Genomic DNA, 4,281 nt, shown 5'->3' on the forward strand with positions numbered 1-4,281 from the left:
AAATATAATGTACCTGGAGCAGTATTTGCTTACGAAATAAAATTGACAAACAGCCACATTTTTGAAAAAATAATAGGTAATGATTGGCTAAACTTGAGGTGATTTGGAATGCTGTCAGACAAAGTGAAATTAACAGCAAAGGATATTTTGGAAAAAGAATTTAAAACAGGTGTACGTGGTTATAAACAGGAGGATGTCGATAAATTTCTAGACTTAATTATCAAGGATTACGGAACCTTCCATCAGGAATTGGAGGACCTTCAACAGGAAAACCTGCGCCTTCGCAAGCAACTGGAAGAGGTATCGAAGAGACAATCAGTTGCTCAACCTGCTGGAACCACCAATTTCGATATATTGAAACGATTATCAAACCTTGAAAAGCACGTATTCGGTGATAAACTTTACGATTAACAGAATAAACCATATTATCCTATTGAAAACCATTGTATTTTCATCAAGATATACATATAATAAGAATTGTCTTTGTTAATAACGTTCGGGTAATCGCTGTAAGGAGCTTTGGCGAATTGCAGAGGAAAGTCCATGCTCGCACGGACTGAGATGTCCGTAGTGTTCGTGCTCAGCGAAATCATAAGCTGAGGCAGTCGGAGTTAAAATTCGACTGACGGCCGGGAAAATACCTAAGTCCGTTTGGATATGGTATGAATACCTATAAAAGTGCCACAGTGACGTAACCTTTCCAGAAATGGAAAGGGTGGAACGGGTAAACCCCACGAGCGAGAAACCCAAATTATGGTAGGGGCACTTTCTCTTAGGAAATGAACGAGGAGAAGGACAGATTTTAATAATCTGTAGATAGATGATTGCCACCTAAGTACGAGACCTTATAGGTCGCATGCAGTACTCAGGTACAGAACATGGCTTATAGAACGTTATTAATGGGAAAGTATTGTGGAAATGAAACGGCTCTCCATAAGGAGGGCTTTTTGTTTATGAATTTAACGCATTCTTTTAGAACATAATGGATAGTAAAAAGGTGTAGTTGATAAGGGTGAAAAGATGAGTACATACAAAATTATTGCGACAGCAGCAATGGGGTTAGAGGCCTTAGTGGCAAAAGAAGTTCGAGATCTTGGTTATGATTGTCAAGTTGAAAATGGCAAGGTGATTTTTTTCGGGGATGAAACCGCCATTGCCAAAAGCAACCTATGGCTGCGTACTGCAGATAGAATAAAAATCATTGTTGGAGAATTCAAGGCGTTTACCTTTGACGAATTATTTGAAAAAACAAAGGCATTACCGTGGGAACAATATTTGCCTGAAAATGCTGAGTTCCCTGTGGTTGGAAAGTCACATAAGTCAAAGCTGTTTAGTATTTCTGACTGCCAGGCAATTGTGAAAAAAGCGGTTGTTGAACGTTTAAAAAAGCATTACAAAAAACAATGGTTTGATGAAAACGGGGCGTTATACCGAATTGAAGTAGCCTTATTAAAAGATGTTGCTACCATTACCATTGATGCCAGTGGCATTGGTTTACATAAAAGAGGCTATCGGGCTGCCCAAGGTGTAGCTCCATTAAAGGAGACAATGGCTGCTGCTCTTGTCATGTTAACTAATTGGCATCCTGACAAACCGTTTATTGATCCTTTTTGCGGTTCCGGCACTATACCGATTGAAGCTGCTTTAATAGGACAAAATATTGCTCCAGGGTTCAATAGAGAGTTTGTATCAGAAAAGTGGAATTGGATTCCGGCTAAGGTATGGGAGGATGTCCGCACAGAGGCTGAAGATTTGGCCAAGTACGATCAACCACTGGACATTGTCGGTTCAGATATTGATCACCGAATGGTGAAAATGGCTGAGGAAAACTCCTTTGAAGCGGGTTTTGGTGACATGATCCAATTTAAACAAATGCGCGTTCAGGATCTTACTGTAAAAAGCGACTATGGAGTCATCATCGGTAATCCGCCTTATGGAGAAAGACTGGGTGAAAAGCAAGAGGTTGAACGGATGTATAAGGAAATGGGCCAAGCGTTTGAAAAGCTTGATACATGGTCGATCTATATCCTGACTTCCAATGAAGAGTTTGAACAATTTTACGGAAAACCAGCCACAAAGAAACGCAAACTATTCAACGGTTTTATCCGTACAGACCTATATCAATATTGGGGAAAAAGACCTCCGCGAAATTAACTTATAGGTTCTGCATTTAATTTTGACACCTGTTGATTGGAACGCAAATCAACTGCCATGTTTGAAAGTGACGGTAATATAACTATTATTTAGTACAGCGTCTTTTGGACGCTTTTCTTTTTGGAGGGATTTTATGCAAAAACATATGCCATTTACCGTTTCAAAAACAGAAAATTTTTATGATAAGCTAGGAGAATGGATTGGCGATTTATTCTACGACATTTTACCTGAAGCAGGATTTGAACTTCGTGACGAACAAATCTTTATGGCTTTTCAACTAGAAAAGGCCTATAAAGAAAAGAAAATCATGTTTGCGGAAGCAGGGGTCGGAACTGGGAAAACTATTGTTTATTTACTGTACTCAATTATGTATGCCAGATACACGAATCGACCTGCAATTATTGCCTGCGCTGATGAGACCTTAATCGAACAATTAGTAAAAAAAGAAGGCGATATTGCTAAATTGGAGCAATTGTTAGCATTGGATATTGATGTGCGCATGGCAAAATCCCAGGAACAATATTTATGTTTAAAGAAACTAGACCAAGCAAGATTGACAGATATGGCAGATTCTATTGGCTCTATTTATGAGCAACTTCCAGATTTCGTTCACACCAATGAATCGATGCAGAACTTTGCCAAATATGGGGATCGCCGTGATTATCCTGAATTATCTGATGAAGTTTGGAATAGGATTAACTGGGATCAGCTTCAGGATTGTTTTGCATGTGATAAACGCCACCGCTGTGGTTTAACGCTAAATCGCGAATTTTACCGTAAATCTACAGATTTAATTATCTGCTCCCATGATTTTTATATGGAGCATGTTTGGACAAAGGAAGCCCGCAAACGGGAAGGACAGTTGCCGTTGCTTCCAGAACATTCATCTGTAGTTTTTGATGAAGGGCATTTATTGGAATATGCAGCACAAAAAGCACTTAGCTACCGATTTACTGATTATACATTGGAAACCCTTCTAACAAGATTAATGGAAAATGATGTAAGGGAAACAACCCTATATACTATTGAAAATATCTTAGTGGAAAACGAAGCTTTTTTTGATGTAATTTCCCAATTTTCTTTGCGCAGCGATGATTCGGATAAATGGACGATCAAAAAGCACCCTATTGTTTTGAAGCACGGCCGCCAATTGCTAACATTATTACAGACATTAGAAGAAGAATTGGTATTTGAAAGTGAGTTATTTGTCATTAACGAGTATGATTTGAAAATTGTCGAAGAATATTTGGAGCGGATGACATATTCATTAACATTATTTCTACAGGAATTAAACGGGATCTCTTGGTTTGAAGAAAAACATGGGGAACGAACATTGGTCATCATGCCTAAGATGGTTGAGGATGTCATGAGAGAGGAAGTATTTTCACAACAAAAGCCATATATTTTTTCCTCAGCGACTTTATCTAATCAAAAATCATTTGATTACATCTCTTCCAGCTTAGGAATTGATGAATTTTTAAGTTTTTCTGTTGAGTCTCCTTTTGATTATGAAGAAAAAATGGATATTTTCCTAAAGAAATATCAAAAAGGGCAAATGGATGAAAAAATCGCTTATTGTATTGATAAGATCAGTCATACAGAAGGTCGAGCCATTGTCCTTTTAAATAATGAAGGTGAAATGGCAAAGCTGAAGGAAGGGCTAAAAGGGAAATTTGAGTTTCCTGTCTATTTTGAAGGGGAAGAAGAAATTAGTACTCTTGTCTCCAAATTTCAAAATAATGAACATTCGGTCCTGTGTTCTATTCATTTGTGGGAAGGGTTGGACATTCCAGGCCGTTCCCTTGAAAATGTTATCATTTTTTCTCTGCCATTCCCACCGCATGACCCGGTATTTACAGCAAAAAGAACCGGCCTTAAAGATCCGTTTGAGGAAGTTGATTTACCATATATGCTGTTACGTCTTCGCCAAGGTGTGGGCAGGTTAATTCGAAGTGAACAGGACCATGGCACCGTTCATATATTAATTGACGATACAGTCAAGCCGGAAGTAATTCAATCAGTAAAACAAGTATTGCCAACCAATACAATTGAGGTCTAATTTTTAAAGTGAATCTGATAAGTCTTTTTTAGTATATCCACTCGTTTATTGGAGCGGAAGGCACGAAG

At 38.3% G+C, this 4,281-nt stretch carries 3 protein-coding genes and 1 other RNA gene; all 4 read left to right on the forward strand.

The features are described from left to right. Nucleotides 1–108: 108 nt before the first annotated feature. The 4 genes from gpsB (at nt 109) to V7083_RS12610 (ending at nt 4,213) form a co-directional block, all read left to right on the forward strand. Nucleotides 109–411, forward strand: coding sequence for a cell division regulator GpsB (gene gpsB, locus V7083_RS12595; protein WP_335478202.1), 303 nt, complete (start codon nt 109–111; stop codon nt 409–411). A gap of 81 nt (nt 412–492) precedes the next feature. Continuing rightward, nucleotides 493–891: RNase P RNA component class B (rnpB, locus tag V7083_RS12600), an RNA gene on the forward strand. A 129-nt stretch (nt 892–1,020) separates the two neighbouring features. Further along, on the forward strand, nt 1,021–2,154 hold the full coding sequence (locus tag V7083_RS12605) for a THUMP domain-containing class I SAM-dependent RNA methyltransferase (protein WP_335478204.1): 1,134 nt from the start codon (nt 1,021–1,023) through the stop codon (nt 2,152–2,154). A 133-nt stretch (nt 2,155–2,287) separates the two neighbouring features. Continuing rightward, on the forward strand, nt 2,288–4,213 hold the full coding sequence (locus V7083_RS12610) for an ATP-dependent DNA helicase (RefSeq protein ID WP_335478206.1): 1,926 nt from the start codon (nt 2,288–2,290) through the stop codon (nt 4,211–4,213). Nucleotides 4,214–4,281: the final 68 nt, after the last annotated feature.

The organism is Bacillus sp. JJ1764, assembly GCF_036962145.1.
Taxonomy (GTDB): Bacteria; Bacillota; Bacilli; order Bacillales; family Cytobacillaceae; genus Neobacillus.

Coding starts and splice junctions, on each gene's coding strand:
- V7083_RS12605 (WP_335478204.1), top strand. CDS start 1,021: ATGAGTACATACAAAATTATTGCGACAGCAGCAATGGGGTTAGAGGCC.
- V7083_RS12610 (WP_335478206.1), top strand. CDS start 2,288: ATGCAAAAACATATGCCATTTACCGTTTCAAAAACAGAAAATTTTTAT.
- gpsB (WP_335478202.1), top strand. CDS start 109: ATGCTGTCAGACAAAGTGAAATTAACAGCAAAGGATATTTTGGAAAAA.